We start from the raw sequence: 1,312 nt of genomic DNA, 5'->3' as shown, positions 1-1,312 counted from the left end.
TGTACGGACCGGAGACATGGTGGACACATGTGCGCGGACATGGTTGACACATTATGAGCCATAGTCAGGCTTGCTCACGTCGAACGTTCTTAGGAAGTGATGGCAGAAATAGACGTCAAATAGCCCGTCCCTTTCAGGGTTAGGTCGTATTGCGATGTGATGCCCAACCAAGCCTTTGGCAATGCTGAAGTAGCATTTCTGAAAACGAAATCGGCTGTGATACACCTTTGCCAATACATCGTCTGGCCCGTATTCAAACTCCGACAACTGCTGCGGATAAGCCCAGGGACTGGCCCGATACCGGTCCATGGGCACCTGATAGTCCAACGCTTGATGAGGGCGTTGCAGGTTGTAAATATCACGCCATCGATCAAACGCTGTTTGAGCTTCCCCGATGGTGGAAAATTGACGTCCATCAAGCACTTCGGCTTTGAGTGAACGGTGAAAACGCTCGATTTTTCCATTCGTTTGAGGATGGTAAGGCCGGCTGAAGCTGATCCGAATCCCTAAACGAATCAGCCAGATACTCAGCTCTGTGATTTCCCCTGGATTGCGGGGTGAGCCCCATGGTGGACCGTTATCTACATTGATACGGGCCGGTAGGCCGAAACGCTGAAATACCTCAACGATCTTCTCCTTGACCGTCGCTCCACGCTCGTTTTCACAGGCCTGAATAGCCAAATTGAATCGTGAGTGATCGTCTAGCAAGGTCAGGGGATGGCATCGGCCTTCTTGCGTCGCAAAATGTCCTTTGAAATCCATCTGCCAAAGATCATTAGGCGCATCATGCTCAAACCTGTGCTTTGCCTCTTGTTCCTTCGCAACAGGCTGAATCAGCCCGTGCCGGCGCAGGACATTCGTGACGGTGCTGGGAGCAATCTGCTTTTTCAGGAGGTTGCTGATTGTGCGTCCGCCCCATGCGGGATGTTCTTTTCTGAGCGCTAAAACTTCCGCTTCCAGAGTGGCAGGCGTCAGTTTGGGGCTAGTAGCAGGCTTGCGGGACTTCTCTCGTAATCCCGACTGGCCATGCGTCTCGTGGCGGTTAAGCCACTTATAGGCCGTTTGAGGGCTAATGCCGAATCGCCGACACAGCTCTCGTTTATTACTGCCGGGCTGCCGTGCTAAGGCAACAAACTCTTCTTTCAGGCTCATGGCATCTCTCGTGTTCCAAGGCATGATGGCTTCCCGGCGAAGTTGGCTCGCCGAAAAGTGTCCACCATGTCCCCGCACACCCGTCAACCATGTGTCCGGTCCGTACAGGCTTTTCCAAAGTGACCCGCTGTAAGAGCGGAACCATAAGCCGCCGTTACCG

Annotated in this window: 1 protein-coding gene; it reads right to left on the bottom strand. The window is 53.2% G+C overall.

Annotation, left to right across the window (positions count from 1 at the left end; genetic code table 11):
• Positions 1-51: 51 nt before the first annotated feature.
• The gene (locus J1G37_RS28905) at positions 52-1,176 is read right to left on the bottom strand and encodes an IS481 family transposase (RefSeq protein WP_207047207.1); all 1,125 of its coding nucleotides are present in this window, start codon (positions 1,174-1,176) and stop codon (positions 52-54) included.
• Between the last annotated feature and the right edge of the window lie 136 nt (positions 1,177-1,312).

It is taken from the genome of Pseudomonas sp. Marseille-Q1929, assembly GCF_017316265.1.
Lineage (GTDB): Bacteria > Pseudomonadota > Gammaproteobacteria > Pseudomonadales > Pseudomonadaceae > Aquipseudomonas.
Note: the sequence above shows the minus strand (reverse complement) of the source record. Positions and strands in the feature narration are given on the sequence as shown.